The organism is uncultured Algibacter sp., assembly GCF_947487605.1.
In the GTDB taxonomy this organism is placed as follows: Bacteria; Bacteroidota; Bacteroidia; order Flavobacteriales; family Flavobacteriaceae; genus Algibacter_D.
Genome location: NZ_CANKXK010000006.1, coordinates 1 through 25286, shown reverse-complemented (window position 1 = coordinate 25286; position 25286 = coordinate 1). Strand labels below are relative to the sequence as shown.

The 25286-nt window shown below is 31.4% G+C and carries 22 protein-coding genes; 11 read left to right on the top strand and 11 right to left on the bottom strand.

Annotated features, from left to right (window positions below; all coding sequences use genetic code 11):
* Positions 1 to 140: 140 nt before the first annotated feature.
* Complete coding sequence (locus tag Q0739_RS08240) at positions 141 to 689, bottom strand: DUF4251 domain-containing protein (protein ID WP_298238241.1); 549 nt, start codon at positions 687 to 689, stop codon at positions 141 to 143.
* 265 nt (positions 690 to 954) lie between these two features.
* Between Q0739_RS08240 and Q0739_RS08235 the strand changes: the two genes are divergently transcribed.
* On the top strand, positions 955 to 1188 hold the full coding sequence (locus tag Q0739_RS08235) for a hypothetical protein (protein ID WP_298238240.1): 234 nt from the start codon (positions 955 to 957) through the stop codon (positions 1186 to 1188).
* A gap of 44 nt (positions 1189 to 1232) precedes the next feature.
* Here the strand turns inward: Q0739_RS08235 and Q0739_RS08230 are convergent, their stop codons facing one another.
* The 7 genes from Q0739_RS08230 to Q0739_RS08200 all read right to left on the bottom strand — a co-directional run bounded on the left by Q0739_RS08230 (position 1233) and on the right by Q0739_RS08200 (position 11619).
* A complete protein-coding gene (locus tag Q0739_RS08230) occupies positions 1233 to 2279 on the bottom strand; it encodes a glycosyltransferase family 9 protein (RefSeq protein WP_298238239.1) in 1047 nt (348 codons plus the stop codon).
* A gap of 114 nt (positions 2280 to 2393) precedes the next feature.
* Positions 2394 to 4031: a tetratricopeptide repeat protein gene (locus Q0739_RS08225; protein ID WP_298238238.1), complete on the bottom strand. Its 1638-nt coding sequence runs from the start codon at positions 4029 to 4031 to the stop codon at positions 2394 to 2396.
* Positions 4032 to 4300: 269 nt separating this feature from the next.
* Complete coding sequence (locus Q0739_RS08220; protein ID WP_298238441.1) at positions 4301 to 5110, bottom strand: DMT family transporter; 810 nt, start codon at positions 5108 to 5110, stop codon at positions 4301 to 4303.
* A gap of 16 nt (positions 5111 to 5126) precedes the next feature.
* Positions 5127 to 6041 (bottom strand): EamA family transporter, encoded by a 915-nt coding sequence (locus tag Q0739_RS08215; protein WP_298238237.1) that lies wholly within the window; start codon positions 6039 to 6041, stop codon positions 5127 to 5129.
* Between the two features lie 27 nt (positions 6042 to 6068).
* Positions 6069 to 6524: a cold-shock protein gene (locus tag Q0739_RS08210; protein ID WP_298238236.1), complete on the bottom strand. Its 456-nt coding sequence runs from the start codon at positions 6522 to 6524 to the stop codon at positions 6069 to 6071.
* Positions 6525 to 6716: 192 nt separating this feature from the next.
* Positions 6717 to 9995, bottom strand: coding sequence for a glycosyl hydrolase (locus Q0739_RS08205; protein WP_298238235.1), 3279 nt, complete (start codon positions 9993 to 9995; stop codon positions 6717 to 6719).
* 70 nt (positions 9996 to 10065) lie between these two features.
* Positions 10066 to 11619, bottom strand: coding sequence for a DEAD/DEAH box helicase family protein (locus Q0739_RS08200; RefSeq protein ID WP_298238234.1), 1554 nt, complete (start codon positions 11617 to 11619; stop codon positions 10066 to 10068).
* A gap of 218 nt (positions 11620 to 11837) precedes the next feature.
* Between Q0739_RS08200 and Q0739_RS08195 the strand changes: the two genes are divergently transcribed.
* Entirely contained in the window at positions 11838 to 14144 is a 2307-nt protein-coding gene (locus tag Q0739_RS08195) for a S9 family peptidase (RefSeq protein ID WP_298238233.1), read from the top strand.
* Between the two features lie 105 nt (positions 14145 to 14249).
* Positions 14250 to 15263, top strand: coding sequence for an L-glyceraldehyde 3-phosphate reductase (gene mgrA, locus Q0739_RS08190; protein WP_298238232.1), 1014 nt, complete (start codon positions 14250 to 14252; stop codon positions 15261 to 15263).
* Here mgrA and Q0739_RS08185 read toward each other — a convergent pair whose 3' ends face one another.
* Positions 15264 to 15938 carry a hypothetical protein gene (locus tag Q0739_RS08185; protein WP_298238231.1) on the bottom strand — a complete coding sequence of 225 codons (675 nt, stop codon included), beginning with the start codon at positions 15936 to 15938 and terminating at the stop codon, positions 15264 to 15266. It lies immediately after the preceding gene.
* Positions 15939 to 16505: 567 nt separating this feature from the next.
* Between Q0739_RS08185 and Q0739_RS08180 the strand changes: the two genes are divergently transcribed.
* A complete protein-coding gene (locus tag Q0739_RS08180) occupies positions 16506 to 16637 on the top strand; it encodes a hypothetical protein (RefSeq protein WP_298238230.1) in 132 nt (43 codons plus the stop codon).
* Between the two features lie 82 nt (positions 16638 to 16719).
* Positions 16720 to 17277, top strand: coding sequence for a biopolymer transporter ExbD (locus tag Q0739_RS08175; RefSeq protein WP_298238229.1), 558 nt, complete (start codon positions 16720 to 16722; stop codon positions 17275 to 17277).
* A gap of 2 nt (positions 17278 to 17279) precedes the next feature.
* Here Q0739_RS08175 and Q0739_RS08170 read toward each other — a convergent pair whose 3' ends face one another.
* Both Q0739_RS08170 and Q0739_RS08165 read right to left on the bottom strand, forming a co-directional pair.
* Entirely contained in the window at positions 17280 to 17648 is a 369-nt protein-coding gene (locus Q0739_RS08170; RefSeq protein WP_298238228.1) for a hypothetical protein, read from the bottom strand.
* Between the two features lie 59 nt (positions 17649 to 17707).
* A complete protein-coding gene (locus Q0739_RS08165; RefSeq protein WP_298238227.1) occupies positions 17708 to 19684 on the bottom strand; it encodes a dehydrogenase E1 component subunit alpha/beta in 1977 nt (658 codons plus the stop codon).
* A gap of 159 nt (positions 19685 to 19843) precedes the next feature.
* Here Q0739_RS08165 and Q0739_RS08160 point away from each other — a divergent pair, with 159 nt between their 5' ends.
* From Q0739_RS08160 to Q0739_RS08135, 6 genes are all read left to right on the top strand, one after another.
* The gene (locus Q0739_RS08160; protein ID WP_298238226.1) at positions 19844 to 20794 is read left to right on the top strand and encodes a 2-oxoglutarate and iron-dependent oxygenase domain-containing protein; all 951 of its coding nucleotides are present in this window, start codon (positions 19844 to 19846) and stop codon (positions 20792 to 20794) included.
* 6 nt (positions 20795 to 20800) lie between these two features.
* A complete protein-coding gene (locus Q0739_RS08155; protein ID WP_298238225.1) occupies positions 20801 to 21130 on the top strand; it encodes a translation initiation factor in 330 nt (109 codons plus the stop codon).
* A 3-nt stretch (positions 21131 to 21133) separates the two neighbouring features.
* A complete protein-coding gene (locus Q0739_RS08150; protein WP_298238224.1) occupies positions 21134 to 22075 on the top strand; it encodes a DUF1835 domain-containing protein in 942 nt (313 codons plus the stop codon).
* Positions 22065 to 22934 (top strand): nucleoside phosphorylase, encoded by an 870-nt coding sequence (locus Q0739_RS08145; RefSeq protein WP_298238223.1) that lies wholly within the window; start codon positions 22065 to 22067, stop codon positions 22932 to 22934. Before Q0739_RS08150 ends, Q0739_RS08145 begins: the two co-directional genes overlap by 11 nt.
* Before the next feature lie 12 nt (positions 22935 to 22946).
* On the top strand, positions 22947 to 23798 hold the full coding sequence (locus tag Q0739_RS08140) for a substrate-binding domain-containing protein (RefSeq protein WP_298238222.1): 852 nt from the start codon (positions 22947 to 22949) through the stop codon (positions 23796 to 23798).
* Between the two features lie 129 nt (positions 23799 to 23927).
* The gene (locus tag Q0739_RS08135; protein ID WP_298238221.1) at positions 23928 to 25097 is read left to right on the top strand and encodes a T9SS type A sorting domain-containing protein; all 1170 of its coding nucleotides are present in this window, start codon (positions 23928 to 23930) and stop codon (positions 25095 to 25097) included.
* Positions 25098 to 25286: the final 189 nt, after the last annotated feature.

Below are 25286 nucleotides of genomic sequence, written 5' to 3'. Positions count from 1 at the left end.
CAGTTCGTTGGTGCCTAAAAAATCACATGAACTATAAAAATAAACGATGAAATGAAATTAAATGCAGTTTCCATAGATAAACGTAATGAAACATAGGGTAGCAAATTTTATATTCAAACTTAAAAAGAGCTTAAGTTTAATTATTCTGTTGTTATTTTCTCTTGAATTTTTCCTTCATATCGTATAGGAAATCGCGATGGACTATTAAATGTTATGGAGCTTTTTAAATTTGGAAATACTCTTAAATATACTGTAAAGTTTTCAGTTTTACTATTTGCATTTAAAGTTATAGTGTAACTATTATCTTTATTCGTTTTAACTTTATAGTCATGAACAATATCTTTTAATTGAATAGCGCTGTCTGAACCTCCATAGCCCACATTCATTTGTCGTTCCCCATAATAGGGTAAGTAAGACATAATGCTATCTCCAGAAATTTTTAAAAAATTTGAATTACCAATTAAATTAATGCTTCCTGCAGTATTTCCAGGACCCAAGATTCCCGTGTTTGCAATTTGTTGCATGGCATTAGTTGATTGAGGATACGCCCAATTGGATTCTATAACAAAATCTTTATTAATTATTAAATTTTCTAGAGCCTCCATTTGCGCTGGTGTTGCTGTAAATTTTGAAGTCTTACATGCTATGGCTACTAGAATAAAAAATAAAAAGTAAATTAAATGTCTCATTTTAAGTAAATTACTTAGATAAAGATAAAGAAATAAGCTTAAAATATCATTTAAATTTTAGTTAAAATATAGATATGAAATGTACAAAAGGATATAAAAATAGAGGTTATACATCAATTTTAACATCTATAAGATGCTGCTTTTTTAAGATGAAATGTTTTTGAAACGTACTTTACCGAAATAATAAGTAGACTGTCAATAAAATTTCTGTTCAAAAAAGTCAGCGTATAACTTTAAAAAACCAAATCTTAAAAACTTATCCGTTATGGACACTACATTTTCGTTATTCAATCAAATTAATAGTTTATCCTATTGGTTACTTTTGGAAAGTAACTATAAAAGCTCTGTTACTTTAGATGCAGAATCAGACACATATGTTGTTGCTATTAAAAAAGGAGCTGCTTATTTATATACACATTCTATTAGTAGCTTTAGCAAAAAAAATAAACGCTATTTACAGTTTGAACTATCTGCTATAGTCAACCATTATTACATATAAAAGATAATATTACCTCTATGCGTATTAAAAGTGCTTAATAAGTTTTAAGTAAGAATATTGTTTATTTCCTTAATCCAATCGTCAATTGTAGATTCATTAGTATTAAGTGCTAGACTACCATTACCATAAGGAGCATAAACTTCAGGTTTTGTTACAGAAAAGAAACCAACTGTTGGTGTTAGTGACGCACTAGCCAAATGCATTACGCCATTATCTGCAGCAATAAAAATGGAAGTATTCTTAATGATTGCTCCCATCTCACGAATATCTTTACTGTAAAAATTAGGTGCTTTAAAGTTGATTTTTGAAATGTTTTCAATGGGAAGCATTTCAATAATATTGAAATTTGGATATTCCTTTTTTAGTCTTTCATAAAATGTTTCCCACCAAATTTCGGAATAACATTTTTCGCCTGTTGCATTAGTATAAATACAAATGGTTTTTTTGTCGTTTTTTATAATACCATCTAATATTTTTTTTCCTTCTGAAATTTCTTCTGAATTAAGTTTTATGCTTAGAACTGGTATCTGAGATGTATTTTTTTCAAAACCTAATTTTTCTAAGTAATGTCTTAAATTATAAACAGGATACTTTGAAATGTGTTGATAATCTGAATATTGTTGTTGAATTTCTTCATTAACACTACCAAACACTTTAAAGTTTGCCTTACTTATTTGTGTAAGTAATCTGCCAGAAGAAGAATCTTTATCGCCGTTTATTACCATATCATAACGACGACCTTTTAAAGAAATCCATTTACCAATATAACTCAGTAAATTGTTAAATGGTTTCTTAGGCAGTTGAATAATTTTATCAATATGTTCATAATTCTCAAATACCGGATTTGCTACGCCACCTTTTACAAATAAATCTATTTTACATTTAGGAAACGTATTTATAACTTCTTGTACAATGGGTGTTAAAAGTAATTGATTGCCTAGCCTATGGTTGGGACGTACGATTAAAACCTTTTTTATATCGAGTTTCTTAGTACTATCAACCTCAGGGATTTTGTATGATCCACCAACATTTTTAGTAATGGCATGCATTACTTTTCTTCTTATATTATTTATGCTCTTAGGTACTTTCATTTGTGAAATTATAAAGCGGCAAATTACAACTTACCCTAAAGTTAGGCAAGCTTATACTTTGACTAATAAATAATATAACAAACCATTCAAAACATATAAGAATCATTTTAATTTTTAATGACTATTCTCAATTCTACCTAGCATTGTTCTTGCATTATCTCCTGTTCTTCCATTAGGATCTAATTCTATAGCTTTGTTGTATAATTCTTTTGCTTTATTTACATCACCATTTCTCCAATTAGCTTCAGCCAAAGAATCCCAACTATTAGCAGAATTAGGGTATAGCCGTGTATTAAGCTTAAATATGGTAATTGCATCCTGAATTTTTTCTAAGTTCAATAATTGATAACCAAAATTATTGATTTTTGATTCGAAATTATAAAAATCAAATCTAGAATCATAAGAATATTTCAATATTACATTGACAATATCTTCTACATTATTGCCCAAAAAAGCATTTGAAATTTCCAATTCTAGATTAGCTGCTAAAGGTATTATATTCAATACTGGGTCGTTATTATTAACATAATCTTGAAAAGATAATTCCACAGGAATGTGGGGTCTTGTCCATTTCCGTTTATCTCTAGGGTGAGTATCTTGCCACCAAGCCCATGAAAGTCTTAAGGGAAGCTTACTATGTGGCAAAATAACGGTTCTTGCATCTCCTAAAAAGTTAACGTTTTCTGATGTTGGCTCTCCTACAAAAGTAGCTTGAGTATAATTTTCAATTTCGTTTACCAAATTTTGCGCTGCAGAAAATGTTCTTCTCCCCAAAACAACAAAAAGCTTACCTTTTTTATTAATTTTTTCATTTTTAATAAGACCTAGAATAACATCTTTATTATTAAAATTATTTCCACCGGCATTAAGTCTTAAATCAATTATTAAACGCTCTACATCATTATTGTTTATAAAATTCAAGGCACGATCATAAAATTCACTAATAGTTTCATTTTCATCATCAAAAACCGAACTCTGTCGTATGTAGACTGTTTTGGAATTAGTTATATACTCATAAAAGTATTTTTTGTCTATATTCTTGAGCCACAGCGGAGTTGATTTTACTAATCGTGCATCTATCCAATCTCCATGCGACTGTATTAACCCATAATTACCAGGGAATTTAGAAGTTGGCTTAGGCTTTATTTCAATTTCAAACTGCTCCCCTAGTTTTTCTAGAGTCATTTTAACAAATGAAACATCTTGAATAATGCCTTTAGCATGCAATATTTTAGGTGATCCAAGATAATGTAATCCAAATGCTTTGTAAAACTGATCATTTTCTGCACTTACTACTGGATTAATAATTTCTAACACTTCTGCTATAGGTTTATCGCCAATTTTAAGGACCTTAGCTCCTACAGTTTTTTCATAATCTATATGTGCACCTTGTACATATATACCATCGCTGAACCAATAAAGATTAATTGGTAATTGTTGAAAGTTAATTATCTGGTTGTTTCTCCACCCATGAAGATTTAATGCTGTATGACCATAGCCAAAAAGTGCCACTAATTCTGCGATAGCAACTTTAATCTCATGGTCTTTCATGTTCGGAATTTTTTGATAGAGTTTTTGTACTGCTATATCAAAATCCTGTTTAGTAATTTTTCTGAATAGAGTTGAATATTCTGTATGTATCTTTTTTTGTAAAAATATTAAGTCTTCTTGCCAATTTTTATGAGATAGTTCTTCTTGTGAGAAGCTAAAAAACGATGATAAAATGACAAATAATAGAATGATTTTTTGCATGGTGTTATCCTTAATTGATTTAACTTAAGGATTTATAATTTTTTAGAACGTTACAGTTTTAATGATTGGAAAGTCTTTTTTAAGTTTAATTTAACATATCTAAGACAGAAATAATGGGTGAAATAGTAAACTGATTTAAAAGTTTATAATTCACGAATAAATCATTTTCAGTATACTTAATGCATCTCAAGTGGAAATACTATGAATAGAATATTTGAAACTCTTAATTTTAAGGATTTTGTCTATTATTTAAAAGGATGAAGTTCTATTTAGTTCTTTTTATAAACAGTATTCAAAACCAAACCAAAAATTATGAGTGCCATTCCCAATAAACTAAAAAGCGTGTAAACTTCGGCAAATAAAAACACGCCAAATAAAACAGTAAATATAACTTCAATATATTTTAATGGTGCTACTTGATTGGTACTTGCAATTTGAAATGCTTTAGTCATATATACTTGCCCAAAGTAACCAAAAATGCCAAGACTTAAAAGCATCATGGTTTGTAGTGCTGATGGTGTAATCCAATATTTTATAGATAAAATTCCACCAACAATAGCTGCAATTACCATAAAATAATTTACGATGACTACAGGATGGTTACTAGTTCCAATTTTTCTTATGGTTACATATACCAATCCGCTAAAGACAGCAGATAACAGAATTAGAATTAGTCCATAGGAATCAAGTTCTGTGTCGAATCCTTTTAATATTAGAACTCCTAAAAATGCCATAAAGAAAAAGACCCATTGCCAAGGTTTAATTTTTTCTTTTAAAAAGAATATAGCAAAAACTGCAGCAAAAATAGGCGCTAAATAGCGTAACGACACAGCAGTTCCAACCGATAAATACTTAATTGACATAAAAAACAAGGTCATAGATGTTACCCCTACAAGACCACGAATTATTAATAACTTTCTTTTATTACCAAGGATGGGAATTTTGTTTTTAATAAGATATGTAAATGTAAAAACTAAGGTACCTATTGATCTAAAAAAAACTATTTGATACGCATTTATGTTAATTAAATACTTAACAGTAGCATTCATACAAGCAAATGCAAAAGTGCTAATAAGCATAAACTTAATGGCAGTTTTAACGTCCAAAAGGTCTTATTTTAATTTTTCGTTTAGATGTAATAAAATAGACACCAGTAAGCAGAATTACGGCTGCAATAATAGATTGCAGTGTCAAGACTTCGTCTAATACATACCAGCCCAATATTAGGGCTATAACAGGGTTAACATATGCAGATGTTGCCACTTTTTCTGTAGAAACAACCTTCAATAAATAATTAAATGCGGTAAATGCGGCAATACTACCAAAGATGATTAGAAAAAGCATAGACCAAACAACGGGCTCACTCCAATTAAAAGGGGAAACCCAAGTTTCATTAAAAGCTAAACTAGAAATAGCTAACATAACTCCAGCGGCAATCATTTGATATCCAGTGCTCACAAAATAATTGGCAGGTAAATTGGCTTTAGAAACAAATACGCTCCCATAACTCCAGCTTAAGACACAGGTTAAAATCATAAACATACCAAGCAAGCTACCTTCATTAGCCACTAAATCTTTCTGGCTAACCAAAACATACATACCAATGATTCCTAATAAAATGCCAATAAAAGACTGTAATTGAATTTTTTTACCATCTATTAACCACATTAATATTAAAACAAATAAGGGTTGTGTAGAAGCTTCAAGTGCGCCAAAGCCGCTATCTACATATCTAAGTGCCCAAACAAAGACACCATTTCCATACACAAGAAACAAAAAAGCAGTTATAATAACATTTATAAATTGAGGTCTAGTCAATTTTAGACTTACACCCATAGTCTTTGCTATTATAAATATTAAAATACCAGATGTTAGAAATCGAATGGAAGCTAGAAAGAATGGTGCTAACTCAGTAACTGCAATTTTATTAAGAAGATATGTAGAACCCCAAATAACATAAATAGCAAAAAAAGATATTACTATTAGAATTGTTTTTCGAGATAAACTCATTAAAACACCCGATTAAATATAAAGTTATTAAATCTTTTTAACTCGAACAGCGTTCATGCCTTTTAATCCGCGTTCTAACTCATAGGTTACTTTATCATTTTCTTCTATAGAATCAATTAATCCCGAAACGTGAACAAAATATTTTTCCTGATTAATGCTGTCAAGAATAAATCCAAAACCTTTACTATGATCGAAAAAAGACACTTTCCCCTCTTTGGCACTTAATACTTCTTCTTCCCTATCTTCTTTCTTAGGGATTCCAAGTTCTATACTTTCTGCTTCTACTTTTTCACGCATTGCAGGATCTGGTGGTGTATCGGTTAAATTACCATTAAAATCGACATAAGCAAATTGAATCCCTTCATTTCCGCTGGCTTCTTTTTCAGCTTTTCTAGCTTCTTTCTTTTTTTGCTTTTCTTCACGTTTTTTTAAACGCTTTTTTTCTTTTTCAATCTTATTAAATGTTACTTGAGATTTTGCCATTATAGTGTGTTAATTAATATAAATATAATTAAGCTAAAGAAGAATGATAATATTTTTAAAATCCCAAAAAAAGAGACCAGATACCATTGATATCGCTTGCCTAATAGAATACAAAGATATGATATAGAATCTAATTAATAAATGTTCTGGGCAATTAATGCTTAATTACTAAGCTTTATTAAAAAAATGCCCTTAGTGCTCATAACCACGCCCTGGAGTGTATGGCATACCAGATTTAACTAATCTGTCTTCAAGTGATTTTAAAGTAACATTATACAAAGTTTCTAATTTTTGTTTTGCAGCATCTATTTGTTTTTTAGCTATAGAATAGCTTTCTCGATGGGTTTGAGTTGGAGCAGATGTTGAATATTTTTGTTCGCCGTTAATTATTCTAAGCCTAGTCATTGGGTTTTGTGGCTGATCGATATCTAATTTCCGCTTAACATTATCACCAAGTAATTCTATTTTAATAATTTTTAATGTTTTTTCAATATTCAAAATATCCTTTCCATAGGTGTTTAAAGGTTGTTCAGATTTCTTTACGGCTTCTTTTATATACTTTAGTTTATTATCCATCTCTTTAATTAAATTCATGCAGATTTTCGATTTAGAACTTAAAGAAGCTAGTTCTTTTTGAAATTGCACTTTTTCTGCTCTGTCTTTTACAGGTAATGTTGTGTTGTCCAAAGCTTTCACTTTAAAGCTAACAGAAGCTCCTTTAGCTTTAGCTTCACCGTTTAGTAATAAATACATTTGCACGCTATAAGTTCCAGGTAGTACTAAGGTACCTTCATCTTTAGAGGCGAACGGATTATAGAAATTACTTTTGCTGAATTTTATTGGATCTTGTAATGTGTATCTTAAATTCCAATTGAAGCGATTTACACCTTCTTTAGGTTTTATATAAGTCTTATTAACCACATTGTCTTGGTTGTCTTTAAATATAAAAACTAGCTCTTGCGAATCTTCGGTTGTTTCTTTTGTTAGTTCATTATATGTTGGGTAATTGGCATCTTTATTTTGCTTTATTAATATCTTTTCTTCTTTTAATCTTGCATCTTTTAAAGATTGGTAGCTGTTATTATAGTAATACGTAATTATAACTTCTGGACCTAAATTTGGTGCTGTAAAAAAATTATCACCTTGAAATGCTTTTCCAGATAGCCCTAAAGGACTGCTTTGTTCCCATATGAGTCCATCTCGAATTGAAAAAATTGTAGGTTCAAAAGTATTATTGGAGTTTTCAATAGCTCGCAATACAGAATAATCATCTAAAACATAAAAACCACGTCCAAACGTACCAAGTACTAAGTCATTTTCTCGTTCTTGAATTGCAATATCTCTTACGGCTATTGTGGGTAAACCATTGCTTATTTTTTTCCATCGACTTCCACTATCTGGTGAGAAAAACACACCAAATTCAGTCCCGCAAAAAATAAGATTTTTATCAATATGGTCTTCTTCAATGGAATAAACACTCCCCCTATTTGGTAAATTATTACTTATAGATTTCCAAGTATTTCCTTTATCGTTAGACTTATAGATATATGGCTTAAAGTCACCAAATTTATGATGATTGAAAGCTACATAAATAACATTTTCATCGTGCTTTGATAAATGAATGCTATTCACATACGATAGTGATGGTACACCAGGAATGGATTCAATTTTACGCCAAGAATCTCCACCGTTGCTTGATATATGAATTAACCCATCATCTGTGCCTGCAGCTAATAGGTTTTCATTTATTGATGATTCTGAAAAGGCAACAATTGTTCCATAAAGAGACGTAGATGCATTTTTAGCAACAGCATCTATACTTACAATTCTGTCGTAAACTTTAAGTTTATTTCTGTCTATTTTACGACTTAAATCATCACTAATCACCTCCCAGCTATTACCATAATCGTTTGATTTAAAAACTTTGTTAGCAGAAAAATAAAGTCTTCCTGAAGCATGTTTACTTGCAACAAGTGGTGCATCCCAGTTAAATTTATAGGTGTCTTCTCCTTCTCGCTCTCTTGGTTGAATTCCAACAGATTCACCACTTTTTTTATCATATCGTACTAAAAAGCCATACTGGGATTGAGCATATACAATATCTGGATTATTAGGGTCTACTTGAGATTCAAAACCATCACCACCATTTGTTATAAACCAATCAGAATTAGTTATACCATGATTTGTTAGTACGCGTGAAGGTCCGCCTAAACTAAAATTATCTTGAGTACCACCATAAACATTGTAAAATGGATAATCGTTATCTACAGCAACTTTATAAAATTGTGTTACAGGTAGATTTTCTTTAAAGTCCCATGTTTTTGCTGCATCAAAAGTTTCATAAATACCACCATCACACCCAACTAACCAATGCTTGTTGTTTTTTGGATTAATCCAGATACTATGATTGTCAACATGCTTGGTAACCTCACCAACTTTATTAAACGTTTTTCCACCATCGTAGCTAGCAGTTAACCATGTATCCATAGAAAAGATTGTATTTTCATCAATTGGGTCGGCAACAATCTCTTGATAATAATTACCACTGGTAACATGATCACTTCGTTTTTCCCAAGACTCCCCCCTATTTGTAGATGCAAAAAAGCCACTTTTACCATTAGCTGCTTCTACTATGGCATATATAATCTCTGGATTTGCTGGTGATATTGCTAAACCTATGCGACCTAACTCAGTACTTGGTAAGCCCTTTTTTATTTCCCTCCATGTTTTACCACCATCTGTACTTTTATGTAGTCCAGATCCAGGACCACTACCTACATAGGTGTAAACATGGCGTCTTCTTTGGTACGTTGAGGCATATAAGACCTCTGGATTTCTGGGATCCATAACTACATCATTCACGCCAGTATGTTCATCAACTTCAATGAGAGAAACCCAATTTACACCACCATCTGAAGTCATATACAACCCTCTATCACCTCCTTTATTCCATAAAGGACCAATACTTGCAACATAAACTATATTAGAGTTTTCGGGGTGTACGATAATTTTACCTATATGTTCGGAATTCTTAAGTCCCATATTTTTCCAACTAACACCACCATCAACAGATTTATAAATACCATCTCCATAAGCAACGGAACGCTGGTTATTGTTTTCACCAGTTCCTACCCAAACAACATTCGAGTTATTTGGATCGAGCGTAATGCAACCAATGGAATAAGAACCTTCCTTATCAAAAATTGGCGTATAAACCACTCCAGAATTAGTAGTTTTCCAAACGCCACCAGATGCTGAGGCTACATAATATTCGAACGGATTATTAGGATTAACTGCTACATCTGAAATTCTTCCAGAGGTTAATGATGGCCCTATGTGTCTCCATTTTAAATCATTGATTTTTACAGAATCTAAGGGATGAATTGATTTTGATTTTTTAGAACTTTGAGACTGAAGCGTTTGAAAAGAAAATAATAAAACGATTAGTGTTAAGAAAATTGATTTTAACATTGGTTGATATCTTATAAATTACCTGTGTAATGTATAAAATATAATCTTCAAAAAATGTTAAAAATTGAAATTACTCAACTGGAGGATAACCATGGATAGCTTCAAATACCTCATCGAAATTAGATCGTAAATAAGCGTTAAGTTTTTTGCGATATTCTCCTTTTAGCCATTCAACAAAATTAAAGGTACTTTTACTAATACATTTGGTATATCTATTTATTCTAAAATCGATGTCATCACCTAATTTTTTAGCTAAGGCTAAAGCATCGTAAACGTCTTCACTGTTTTCAATGCATATCTTTCCATGCTGTTCAATAGAACGTTCTAAAACTACTTTAGTAGATTCTCCATTTCTAATAGATTCGACATAAGTTTTTTGAATATCGAAATAAACTTCTTTTGAATTCGAAAATTCTTTACGAAGCTCATCAGGCATTTCATACCTAAAGTTACTCTCTAAATCTTCATCACTTAAAAGAGAATCTAAATAATAATTAGGAGATTTAAAAATGCGTTGCCAGTCTAAATTATCTCCCCAAGGTCCAAATCGATGGAAATTATTCCCTAAATCTATTACAGAAAATGTTTTCTTATGTTTTAAAATTCGAGAACCACGACCAATCATTTGATAGTATAAGGTAAGTGATTTTGTTGCTCTATTTAGAATAATACTTTCTACCGTAGGTTCATCAAACCCAGTGGTTAAAATACTTACTGATGTTAAAATTGCATCTGGCGTGTTTTTAAACCATTTTAAAATTAGCGCACGTTCCTTTTTTGTATTAGTATTATCTAAGTGCGCTATTTTATAGCCTGCACGTCTAAAAGTATCGTATACATGAAGCGAGGTGTTAATACCATTATTAAAAATAAGAGTCTTTTTTCCTTTAGCACGTTCTTCGTAAGCTTGAATAAGCTTAGAAAGCATATCATTATCTGTGTATAAATCTTCAGAAGATTTTACGGTATAATCACCATTTGCTCCAACAACTAAAGACGTAAGCCCTACATTGTACGAAAACATTTCTGCGCGTGCTAAAAATCCACGCTCTATTAAAGATTCAATGCTTTCTCCAACTATTAGTTCATCATAATTATCTGTCATAGGAAGCTCCATACTGGAACTCAACGGTGTTGCTGTTACCCCTAGTATAAAGGACTGACTAAAGAACTTGAATAGCTTTGTAAAAGAATTATAATGGGCTTCATCAATAATAACTAAACCAATGTCTGAAATATCTAATTTATCATCATGCAACCTGTTGTTTAAGGTTTCTACCATAGCTACAAAGCAACTATAATTTCCTTGGTCACTTAAATCTGCTTTACTATCAACTACTTTGTTTACAACTCCAAATTCAGTAAGCATATTAGATGTCTGCTTACATAATTCAATTCGGTGCGTCATAACCAAAACTTTCTTGTTATGATGCCTCAAGTATTGCCTAACTATTTCAGAAAATATAACCGTTTTTCCTCCACCTGTAGGTAATTGATAAAGTAAGTGATAATCATCTGGAGATTCTTCAAAACTTTTAAAGATTTTATCAATAGCACCTTTTTGGTAGCTATACAAGTCTTTACCTACTATTCTATCTTCTAATTCGGTTGTTGAAATACTCATAAACGCATTGTTGTCGGCGGCAAAAATAACATCTTTAAAGGGTTTTTAACGAATCTTTATTCCTAAAGTTATAAACGATTAATGATTTTATGTTAATTAATTTTCAAAATATAGTGTAACAAATTTCGCTTTTAAGCTTCTAACTTAAAAACATTTAAACTTAGAATGCATTCTTTTTGCATTTCAAAACATTCTTTTTTAATCTTTAAAGTAAAAAAATGAACACTACAATTTCTAAATTTTGCGGAGCATTAATTCTTTTTATATGCACAGCAACACAGTTAAATGCTCAAGATATTATTGGGTCTTGGGAAGGAAAAGTTTCGGTACAAGAAACCGAAATACCACTAATCTTTGATGTAAAGATGGATGGAGACACTTATACATCTACTATGGATAGTCCATCGCAAGGCGCAACAGGTATAGCTATGGACGAAACTACTTTTGCAGACAATACACTTACAATTAAATTTAATCAAGCTGGAATTAAATATGTAGGTACACTAAAGGATAATACCTTAGAAGGTATATTCTACCAAGGTGGTATGGAACTACCTCTTGTTTTAAGTAAAACAGTAAAAACATTACCAGGAAATACTGCTTTACCAACATCTGATGCCGATTTGGATAAACTTGCAAACTGGAATCCTACAAATTTTAAGTATTCTGTTAAAGATTACTTCGCAAGACCAAAGGCAAGATCATTTAACTTTTCACCTAATGGAAAATATCTTTCTTATAGAGAAAAGGACGAAAATGCTAAAAACCATGTATTTGTTAAAAATTTAGAAACAGATGAGGTAAAACGCGTTATCGAAGAAAAGGATGAACTCATTAGAGGTTTTGGTTGGGCAAATGACAACCGATTAGTATATGTTATGGATAAAGGTGGTAATGAAGATTATCATTTATTTGCTGTAGATATTGACGGATCGAACCAAAAAGAGTTAACACCATTTGATGGTGTAAAAGTTAATATATTGGAAGGGTTGAAAGAAGATAAAGACCATATGATTATTTCAATGAATCAGAATAATCCCCAAATATTTGAGCCATATAAAATCAATATTGTTACAGGAGATTTAGTGCAATTATATAAAAATGATGATGCAACTAATCCAATTAACGGCTATACATTTGATAAAGACGGAAACCTTAAAGGGTTTGCTAAACTTAGAGATGGTGTCAATATAGATTTGTATTATACCACAGATGGTGAAAATTATGAAATTAAAAAGAAATTAAGTTGGAAAGATAATTTTAATATATCCTCGTTTAATTATGCAACAGATTATCCACATGATGCCTATGTAACTTCAAATCTGAGTAGCGATAAAGTAAAAATATACCTCTATGATTTAAAAGAAGATAAGGTTATTAAGGAATTATTTTCAAACGATAAATATGATGTTTCTGGTTTAAGTCTTTCAAGAAATAGAGGTTACGAACTAGACTATTTTTCTTTTGAAGGTGAAAAAAGAGAAATTGTACCTGTTAGTGATTATTATAAAAATCTTCATAATAAAATTACCTCAAAATTCTCAAAATATAATTATTCTATTGCAGATGTTACAGATGATGAAAGTAAATATCTAATCTTTTTACAAAGCGATAAATTATATGGCACTTACTACTCCTACGATGCTAATACCGAGGAGTTTAAATTACTTTACAATTTAATGCCAAATCTTATTGAAAACGATATGGCAGAAATGCGACCAATAACATTTAAAAGTAGAGACGGTATCACGCTTCATGGCTATATCACACTTCCTAAAGAAGCACTAAATGGAAAAAGAGTTCCTGTAATCGTGAATCCTCATGGTGGACCACAAGGTATTAGAGATTCATGGGGTTTTAATCCAGAAGCACAACTTTTCGCAAGTCGTGGGTATGCTACTTTGCAAGTAAACTTTAGAATTTCTGGTGGTTATGGTAAAGAATTTTTGGAGTCAGGCTTTAAACAAATTGGAAGAAAAGCTATGGATGATGTTGAAGATGGCTTGCAATATGTAGTAGATCAAGGATGGGTAGATAAAGATAATGCTGCAATATACGGTGGTAGTCATGGTGGATATGCTGTTTTAAGAGGTTTAACTAAAACGCCAGATTTATATGCCTGTGGAGTAGACTACGTAGGTGTATCGAATCTATTTACTTTTATGAAAACAATTCCACCTTATTGGAAACCTTATTTAAAGATTATTAAAGAGATTTGGTATGATGAGGATATAGCTGAAGAAAAAGCAATTATGGAAGAAGTATCACCTGCATATCAAATTGATAAAATTAAAAAACCATTATTTGTGGTACAAGGAGCTAATGACCCAAGAGTAAACATTGATGAATCTGATCAAATAGTTGAAGCTTTAAGAGCAAAAGGCGTTGATGTACCATATATGGTTAAATACGATGAAGGCCATGGTTTTGGTAAAGAAGAAAACAGAATAGCGCTATACGAGTCGATGATGGGCTTTTACGCAAAACACTTAAAACAAGAAGTAAAGCAACCTCTAAAGGATTAAGCTAGTATTATATTATTTTAAAAGCCATTTGGATAAATTCAAATGGCTTTTTTGTTTACAATGCTTAAAACTTATTTATATCTTTGAAATTCATAAAATTAGACTATGCAAATTAACGATAAATCTGGAGTTCAAAATTATCAAGCTAATGAGAAGCGATATGATACGATGGCTTATAACCGAGTAGGGAAAAGCGGTATTTTATTACCAGCTTTATCCATAGGATTATGGCATAATTTTGGTTTTGTCGATAGTATTCAAAATGGAAGAGATATTTTAAGAACAGCCTTCGATTTAGGTATAACACATTTTGATTTAGCCAATAACTATGGACCACCTTATGGCTCTGCAGAAGAAAATTTTGGCACTATTTTAAAATCAGATTTCAGACCTTACAGAGATGAGTTATTTATTGCTACGAAAGCAGGATACGATATGTGGCCTGGACCTTATGGAAATTTAGGTTCAAGAAAATACTTAATATCCAGTTTAGACCAAAGTTTAAAGCGTATGGGGCTTGATTATGTTGATATCTTTTACCATCATAGACCAGATCCAGATACGCCATTAGAAGAGACTATGGGAGCCCTTGCAGACATAGTTAGACAAGGTAAAGCCTTATATGTTGGCATATCTAATTATCAAGCAACTGAAGCAGATAAAGCTGCCAAAATTTTAAAAGAGTTAAATGTACCTTTTATACTGCATCAAGCACGTTATTCTATGTTTGATCGCTGGGTAGAAGATAAACTTTTAGATACTTTAGAGCAAAATGGTGTAGGTTGTATTGCTTTTTCTCCTTTAGCACAAGGCATGCTAACAGACAGATATTTAAAAGGTATTCCAAAAGGTTCTAGAGCTGCTAAAGACTTGACGTATCTTAATACAGAAACAGTAAATACTAATATTGAAAAAATTCAACTCTTGAACGCTGTTGCTTTAAAACGAGATCAGAAATTATCGCAAATGGCAATTGCTTGGATACTAAGACAACCACAAGTTGCCTCTGTTTTAATTGGTGCTAGTTCTGCAAATCAATTAAAAGAAAATGTAAAAGTTTTAGATTGTTTAGATTTTTCTGAAGAAGAACTAAAATTGATTGACAATATAGTTTCCTAATTATTCTTTTACAACAATAACAGTTGCTTTAACTCCTGTGGCAAGATTCCACTGGTTATGAGACACTAACATCCCTTGGTCATCAACTACTTTAAACTCTGCCGTATTAGGACCAGACTCTCCTTGGTTTAAGGCTAAAAAATCAATCTTATTGAATCCTTTCTGTAAATTGAGTTTAAACCCTTTAAAACCACTTGTTAAATAAACTCTTGCATGAATAATATCGTCATTAACACGAACTTGTATTACATCACCATCTGTGAATCCGTGATCTCGATAAATCACATTTACAAATTCTGCGTTACTTCTAAAATCACCAAAATACTGATCTGTCGTACTCCCATTTCTTCGTTCTACTTCTTCGGGGGGTATTACAAGATTTTCCAAATTTTTATCTATACGATCTGCGTACAATTCTCCAGGGTTTCCAAATTCTTCTTTCGGAAACATAGAAAATTCTTTTTTTGGCAATTCTAAATTTCTAGAAACTCTTGGCAAAGCAAGATTATTCGTGTTACTATTTATGGGCTTTGAAGGCGTTATTGAAATTGAAGTAGCAGAATCTTTTTTACTCTCTACTGCAGGTATTGAAATTGATTTATTCTTATTATCAATTTGAGCGCTTGCAGAAAGCATTAAAAAAAGAAATGTAACAAATGAAAAATAATGTTTCATCAATTTTATTATTCAGTATAAATTTTATTTAAGCAAGCCTTGAAATTAGTTGTAAATATATTTCTTTACAAATAAATCGACTTTACTTATGTCGATAATTTGCCTAAATATTAACAAAAACCATTCCTAATAAAATTTTAAATCAATAAAATTTAAAAATTACTTGGATTATTATTGTTTATTCTACCCTACTTTGAGCAAAAAATTGTTAAAATTAGTTAAATTACTATTATGTAATACATAGTACTGTAACAAAAATATAATCGTGTCGTCTACTTAGTATAAATCAATTAAAAAACAATAATCATGAGAACATTAAACACAAATCAATTAACAAACACTTTAACAAAAACTAAGAGTCACACATGGAATACTAAAAGACGTTTTAGATAATACAGCCTTTTATATCTGAAAAGTAAGTTCGATGTTATATTGAGCTTGTCGAAATATTTTTAACTTATTAATAATCAATATCGGTTTCGACAGGCTCAACCTGACAAATAAAATTATAAAGACTTTTTAGACAGCCTCTAAATAAAAAAATCATCAACCAAACAATCAATCAAAATGAGAACAGTAATCAAAATATCTAAGCGACTAAATAGTATTACACAGGAAAATTTATTTCCTAGCAAACGTATTCTAAGTTTATCTACCAATGAAGCTATTTGGAGAGGCACTAAGCGCTATGCACACTAAACATTTATTGAAATAATTAGTAACGCTTCTGTGGTATTGTTTTTGTGACTTAAAGATTGCATTAACAATAATTTATAAAATCGTGAGACGTTCTAACTTTATTCCCGAGGTGAATGCTGGATCTATGGCAGACATCGCTTTCTTATTACTTATTTTCTTTCTTGTAACAGCTGTAATACCCAAAGATAAAGGTATTAACCGAAGGCTATCAAAATTATGTCCTCCTGGGCAAATATGCGAAACTAATATTAATGAACGTAATATTTTAAGAATCGTAATTAATAACAATGATGAAATTATGGTTAATGGTAATGTTACTACAGTTGATAAATTAAAAAATATAACCAAAGATTTTCTGGATAATAATGGCGATGGTAGTTGTAATTATTGTCAAGGTCAAAATTTAAAGATAGCATCAGACAACCCCAAGGAAGCTGTTATTTCTTTGCAAAATGATAAGCAAACGAGTTATAATCAATTTATAAAAGTTCAAGATGAGCTAACAAAGGCTTATTATGAACTTAGAACTCGTTATAGTAAAAGTATCTTTAAAAAATCAATTACGGACTTATCGAAAGAAGAAATGCAAATATTAAAGGACGCCTACCCTTTTATTTTATCTGAAGCTGAGACAAAATAATATTATTCGTTATCTGAATAGACAGGAACTTGATATTTTATAGTTACTTTTTTACGTCCCCAAGATTTTGCAGCTTTTACGTTAAGTCCCATGTAAATATCAATTTTGTTTCTCCAACGAGAATGCATCTTATCCTTAACCAAATATAAATGCTCTAGACCTTCAATGGTTACAGGCGTGTTGTGTTTAAGCCCTATTGCTAGTAAATCTCTTGATACGGCAATAAAGCGTAAACCTGGTTTTAAGCTATCGCCAAAAGCAGTAATGTGCGGATCTAAATCTGTTTGGTATGCAAGTGAGTTGTATGCTGTCGCAGTTACTTCTAAAGTTTTCCATTCATATTTTTGATTACTATCTTCTTTGCAACTCAAAGAAAAAACGAGTATCAAAATTACTACGAATCTTATATTCACATGTCTATTTATTAAATCTAATACTCTAAGAGTTCTTTTAATGCTTCTTCAAATCTTGCTTTTGGAAGATACTGTTGTTCCAATTGGCTAGCAAAAGGAATGGGAGTTTCCATACTCGCAATACGCTTAACAGGTGCATCTAAATATTCAAAGCAATGTTCCATAATTAAAGCTGAAATATCGCTTGCAATACCACCAAACAGTGAATCTTCTTGCAAAATAATTGCTTTTCCTGTTTTATTAACAGAGTTATAAATAGTATTTGTGTCTAAAGGCTGAAGCGTTCTTAAATCTATTAAATCTGCTGAAATATCTGGATTTTTATCTAATATTTCTAATGCCCAATGTACCCCTACTCCATAACTAATAATGCTAATTTTATCACCTTCTTTTAGCATTGAAGCTTTGCCAAATGGTAAGGTGTAATAATCACTAGGAACATCTTGACGAATGCTTCTATATAGGGCTTTATGTTCGAAAAACATCACAGGATTCGGATCATTAATTGCTGTTGTTAATAATCCTTTGGCATCAAAAGGAAAAGCAGGATATACTACTTTTAATCCAGGTGTTTTGGTAAACCATGCTTCATTTGTTTGAGAATGAAATGGGCCTGCTGCAACACCGCCACCACATGGCATTCTTATTACAACGTCGGCATTTTGATTCCATCGATAATGAGACTTTGCTAAATAATTAACAACTGGATTAAAACCAGATGTAACAAAATCTGCAAACTGCATTTCAACAACACTCTTAATACCTGCTATAGACAGTCCCATGGCGGTTTCAACTATTGCAGATTCACAAATTGGCGTATTCCTAACGCGATCTTTCCCAAATAAATCAACAAAACCATCAGTAATTTTAAATGCTCCGCCATATTCTGCAACATCCTGACCCATAATTACTAGATCATTATATCGCTCCATACTTTGCTTTAAACCTTCAGATATGGCATCTATAAACCGACTTTCTTTTAATTTCGAATTATGATTGATATCTTCATATTCAAATTTCTTATAGACATCGCTTAATTCAACATTCGTATCTGGAATGATTTGCTCTTCTAAAAAAGCAACTTCTAAATGCTCATTAATTTCTTTTGTAATTGAAGATTTAATTTTAACATTTTCATCTTCTTTTAAAATATTTTGATCTCTTAAAAACGCTTCGAAATTAATAACAGGATCTTTAGTAGCCCAATAATCCATAAGTTCTTGAGGTACATATTTAGTACCACTTGCCTCTTCATGACCGCGCATTCTAAAAGTTTTAAATTCTATAAGTACAGGTCTTGGGTTTTCTCGAATACTATCTGCTATAGCGCTTATTTTGGTGAAAATTTCAATAACATTATTACCATCAATAATATGAGATTCCATGCCATATCCAAGGCCTCTATCTGCAATGTCCATACAATTATATTGTTCTTTGGTTGGGGTTGACAGTCCGTAACCATTATTCTCTACACAAAATAAAACAGGCAATTGCCACACAGATGCAATATTTAAAGCCTCGTGGAAGTCACCTTCACTAGTACCACCTTCGCCTGTAAAAACAGCAGTGACTTGCTTTTTGCTTTTTAGTTTTGAGGCAAGGGCAATTCCATCTGCCACCCCTAATTGAGGCCCTAAATGTGATATCATTCCAACAATTTTGTACTGCTGGGTTCCAAAATGAAAAGACCTATCTCTTCCTTTAGTAAAACCAGAAGCTTTACCTTGCCATTGCGCAAATAGTCTATATAAAGGAATTTTTCTAGTAGTAAAAACTCCAAGGTTTCTGTGCATTGGTAAAATATATTCTTCACTATCTAATGCCATAGTAACACCAACAGCTATTGCTTCTTGACCAATACCAGAAAACCACTTGCTAATCTTTCCTTGCCGTAATAAAACAAGCATTTTCTCTTCTATCAATCTTGGCTTCAGCATGTTGCTGTATAATGCAAGTAATATATTCTTGTCTAGGCCTTTAATGTCGAATGTCATGTCTTTGAAGCTGTTGTAATTTTCATAAAAATAACTCCATTTCTTTACCAAATATACTATAAAAAGTAACTTTTAATAGAAAAATTACACATAACTCAATATATAGAACTTTGCAATGTTTTTGTACATTTGTAGACCATCACATAAAATTATAGTTTCATGAATATTGTGCCAAGTGTAGATTTAAGCGATTTTGTTTCTGGAGATCCAGAAAGAAAGCAGAAATTTGTCGACAACATTGGAAAAGCTTATGTAGAAATTGGTTTTGTTGCCTTAAAAGGGCACTTTCTTGATGATGCATTAGTAGATAATTTATATATTGAGGTTAAAAATTTTTTTAGCTTGCCTACCGAAACGAAACAGAAATATGAAATTCCTGGAATTGGTGGCCAACGTGGTTATGTGTCCTTTGGAAAAGAAAGTGCTAAAGGGAAGAAAGAAGGTGATTTAAAAGAATTTTGGCATTTTGGACAATATGTTGAAAATAATGAAAAGCTAAAGGCTGAATATCCAGAGAATGTTATTGTCGAAGAACTTCCAGAGTTTAACAAGATAGGCAAACAAACTTATAGAATGCTCGAAAAAACTGCGAAGTATGTTTTACGTGCTTTGGCTTTGTTTTTAGAATTAGAAGAAACTTATTTTGACAATTACATTTACAATGGGAATTCAATATTAAGACCAATACATTATCCGCCAATTACCCAAGAACCAAACAATGCTGTTAGAGCTGCTGCTCATGGTGATATAAATTTAATAACATTATTAATGGGAGCTCAAGGGCGTGGTCTACAGGTTCAAAACCATAAAGGGGAATGGATAGACGCCATTGCCGAAGATGATGAACTTATGATTAATGTTGGCGATATGCTCTCACGACATACAAATAACAAATTAAAATCTACAATACACCGTGTTATAAATCCGCCAAAAGAACTTTGGGGAACATCGCGGTATTCTATTCCATTTTTTATGCACCCCATTAGCGATATGAAACTCGATGTTTTAAAAGGTTGTATTGATGAAAACAATCCAAAAGCATTTGATGATATTACAGCAGGTGAATTTTTAAATCAACGATTAGTTGAGCTTGGTCTTATAAAAAAATAGTTATATATGGATTTACAAGACCAACTAAAGAATTTATTTCCAGATCACAAACAAGAAGCTACTAGTACTAAAGAAAATAACATTTCTAAACTATGGATGCAAGATGATCCCATTATTTGCAAATATGAAAAGCGAAAAGGAAAACCAATTACCATTTTGGAAGGTTATACGGGTGCAAACGAAGATTTCAAAAAACTAGCCAAAGAATTAAAAACGACTCTTAGCGTTGGTGGAAGTTTTAAAGATGATAAAATTATTATTCAAGGAGATTACAGAGATAAAATTATGAGTATTTTAAAGAATAAAGGTTTTAACGTAAAACGTGTGGGAGGTTAAATTATGAATAAACTACCATTGCATATTACAAACGGAGGCATTCTTACTAAATACCTCATAGAACTAGAAGTTGTTGGAGAAAAGATAACTTGGCAAGAAATGCTTTGTGAAGGACCCACACAAGAAATAGTTCATACAGACGAATTTATTGCTCTAAGAAGCACTTTTTTAAATGACTTATACAATGTTGAATTAGATTTAGATAAAGTAAAAGTTGCCTTGGAGCAACTCAGTCATCCTGAACGCTATTCAGAAATAGTATTGTGGTTTGAATACGATTTGTTTTGCCATATTAATATGTTAGCTGTAATTAATATGCTGCTACAGAAAAAAATTAATCTCCCCATATATTTGGTTTGTAGTGGTAGAATTCCTGGTAGTAAAACCTTAAAAGGATTATCAGAATTAAGTTCTGAGCAATTATTAAATCATTATCAAGATAAGGTAAAATTAACATCCGAGGATTTAGATATAGCGACTACAGTTTGGGGTATTTATTGCGGTAAAGATCACAATTTGCTAAAACCCTTTATTGTTAAACAATCATCGTTTAAATACTTAAGTAATTGTTTAAAAGCCCATCTTGAACGTTTTCCAGATTCTATTGATGGCTTGAATGTTTTAGAAAGAAACATCTTAAAAATTGTAAGAGATAATACCATAAAATCAAAACACCATTTATTGGGCTATGCACTTAACTACCAAGGTTATTATGGTTATGGTGATATGCAATTAGAACGACTTATTAAAAAATTAAGCATTTTTATTTCTCAAGAAGAAGACTTATTAACTCTTAATAGGTCTGGCCATGAAGCGCTACTTGGACAGCACAACTTTTCTACAGAAATTGATAATAATATGATTTTTGGCGGTGTCAATAAATTCGATTTTCAATTTAACAAGAAGTTAAATAAGCTTGTAAAAACTGTAATAAATGTGCATTAAAGAATCGGAGCTTATCTTAAATCCAGATGGTAGCATTTATCATTTAAACCTTAAACCAGAAAACATTGCTGAAACTGTTATATTGGTTGGAGATCAAGATAGAGTTGATAAAGTAAGTAAGCATTTTGATTGTATAGAATTTAAAACCCAAAAACGCGAGTTTAAAACGCATACAGGTACTTTTAAAGGCAAACGGATTTCTGTTATTTCTACAGGGATAGGCCCAGACAATATCGATATTGTTATTAATGAATTAGACGCTCTTGTTAACATTGATTTAAATACGCGGCAGCCTAAAAAAAACCTCACAAACCTTAATATTATTAGAATTGGCACATCTGGTTCTCTTCAAGAATCAGTTCCAATAGATTCTTTTTTGTTGAGCACACATGGACTTGATTTAAATGGTATGCTCCACTCCTATCAACTAGATACTATTTGCAATCCTGAAATAGAAAAAGCTTTTATAGAGTATACAAATTGGAGTTTTGATAAAGCAACGCCTCTAATAATTGAAAATAGCACTGCGCTTGAGGAAAAGTTATATAGCGGGATTACTTTTAAAGGAATAACAGCTACCTTATGTGGGTTTTATGGGCCTCAAGGAAGAGTTTTGCGGTTAGCGTTGCAGGATTCTAGTCTTAATGATAAAATTGATTCTTTCAACTTTAAGGGATATAAAATCACTAATATGGAGATGGAAACATCAGCTATTTATGGTCTATCCAAACTATTAGGGCATCATGCTGTCTCTTTAAATGCCATAATAGCAAATAGAGCAAATGGGACGTTTAGTAAGAATCCTTCGAAAGTTGTAGCAAATTTAATTGAGTACACACTAAACAAAATTATAGAATAAATAGACTGACTAATGAAGAAAGTTAATATTGGTGGAGTACCAGAACATTTTAATTTAGCCTGGTATTTAACATTGAAGAATGGCGAATATAAAGATGAAGGCATTAATTTACGCTGGCATGATTATCCAGGTGGTACAGGCGATATGTGTAAGGCACTCAGAAATAAAGATATTGATATAGCGGTTATCCTAACTGAAGGTATCATCAAAGATATAATTAATGGAAACCCGAGTAAAATTGTACAGACATTTGTGCAAACGCCTCTAATTTGGGGGATTCATGTTGCTCACGACTCCAAATATAAATCTATTGAAGATATTAAAGGAACCAAAGCCGCCATAAGTAGATATGGGTCAGGTTCTCACTTAATGGCGTACATAAATGCAGAAAATAATAATTGGGATTTAGAAAAGGATCTTAATTTCGAAGTTATTAAAAATTTAGAAGGTGCTGTAAAAGGTTTAATTAATGGTGATGCCGATTATTTTTTATGGGAAAAGTTTACTACAAAACCATTGGTAGATAATGGTATTTTTAGACGTATAAGTAATTGTCCTTCGCCTTGGCCTTGTTTTGTAATCGCAGTTCGAGAAGACTTTATTAAATCAAATAAAAATGATTTAGAATTTATTCTAAGCATCATTAATAATACAACTAGAGAATTTAAAGACATCCCTAGCATCGATAAAACTATAGCTAATAGATATAAGCAACAGCTTGAAGATGTTCAAGAATGGTTAAGTTTAACAGAATGGTCTCAAGATGTGATTGATGAAGAAACGATTATGAATGTTCAGAAGGAGTTGTTTGCTTTGAATATTATTCCTAAAGTTGTTGGGTATGAAACTCTAGTAAGTATTTGATAGTTTTTGTATATTATATTAGCAAAAAGATGCTTTTAACTATAATTTCTAACGCTTAGGCTAGAAAACACAACTAATTGCCTTTTTTTTTCATAATTTTAAGTTGCTATTAACTTAATAAATATACTTATGAATAAAATTACTTTTATTGTTATATCTTCCTTTCTATTAGCCTCTTATAACTGTTTTGCGCAACCTGCTAATAATTCTTGTTCTGGAACTCCCGAGGTTTTAACCATTGGAGAACCAGGCGTATGTAATGCCACACTTGTAGATCTTACTAATGCTACAGATTCTGGTTTTACAGATGGAGTATGTAGTAGTAATGGAAATGCTGATCTATGGTATACACTAACAATGCCTAATGCAGATGGAGTAAGAGTTAAAACCAGTAGAAATGTTTCTAGTGTTGATACGAAAATGGCTATTTATAAAGGAAATGACTGTGGAGGCTTAACTCTTCTTGGGTGTAACGATGATCTTGCTGATGGTGTTAATTTCTTTTCTAGAATAAATATAATTGAACCTGAAAATACTATTATTTATATTAGAGTTTGGGACTTGGAAAATTCAGGTAACAGTTTCAATATATGTGCTCAAAAAATAGAGTATGCACCAAATGACGACTGTGAAAATGCGATTACTTTACCCACATCTGTAACCTGCATGTCAAGCACAGGATCTAATGAGGGAACAGACTCAACTAACAACACAGACTTTGGAATCTGCTCTGGTTCTTATGAAGGTTCGGATGTTTGGTTTAGTGTTATTGTTCCTTCTACCGGAAGATTTTCAGTTGAAACAAGCACTGATGATGGTTCAATCGAGGATACAGTTATAGCTATTTATTCTGGAAATTGCCTTAATGGACTGACTTTTATTAAGTGCAGTGATGATGATGGGACTGATTTATTTTCTTATATAGAATTAAGTGAGCGAACTCAAGGGGAAACAATTTATGTAAGGGTATGGTCAAATGTTAATGAAGAAAAAGGGACATTTAATATATGTGCAACTGAATTACCTTCTTTAAGTATTAAAGATAGTTCAATAAATAGTTTTGCTATTTTTCCGAACCCTGCGTCAAATATTGTTAATTTTAAATTTGACAATAATTATTCTGGAAATATTAGTCTGAAAATTTATGACTTAGCTGGAAAACTAGTGTTATCTTCTAAAAAAGAGATTCATAATAGACGCATTCAAGTAAATATATCTAATTTATTAAGTGGTTTATATATTGTTAAAGTTGTTAATGATAATGAAAACAAAATTGTTCAGAAGTTAATAATTAGATAATCTCATTACTTTGAAAAGAAACCTCATTAAGTACATGACACTACTTATTGAGGTTTTTTTATTAAAATTTAATTAGGCACTTTCAGAAGTAAGTTGATTTATAAAAATAGAGTAAAAAAACTCAGCAAAGTTTTACAAAAACGAGCTGAGTTTTTTGATTTTTGGTCGTTTTTTGTTTTGATTTCAATG